The following is a 239-nucleotide window of genomic DNA, read 5'->3' on the forward strand; positions in this document are numbered from 1 at the left end:
TCTCAAGCTCACTCAGGTCATCCAGAATGCAGCGCTGATAGAACTCGATACCATTCGGCAAGCGCTCGAGCGTCATGCGATAACGGCCCGATGGCAAGGAGACCACGTGAGACTCTTCCAGAGGGGCCGGCAGCATTGCCTGTTCGGGCACCACCAGCATCCATAATGCACACGGGGTGATCAGCGCGCCTACCAGCGTGCTGGCGCCGCTGATCCGCAGGTCGCTGTATTGAAAGCAC

1 protein-coding gene is annotated in these 239 nt (G+C 59.4%); it reads right to left on the reverse strand.

Annotated features, from left to right (window positions below; translation table 11 throughout):
- The coding region (locus tag P8629_RS12620; RefSeq protein ID WP_278166433.1) for a hypothetical protein at positions 1 to 239 on the reverse strand (239 nt) is incomplete at both ends.

It is taken from the genome of Hydrogenovibrio sp. 3SP14C1 (assembly GCF_029625905.1).
GTDB lineage: Bacteria > Pseudomonadota > Gammaproteobacteria > Thiomicrospirales > Thiomicrospiraceae > Hydrogenovibrio.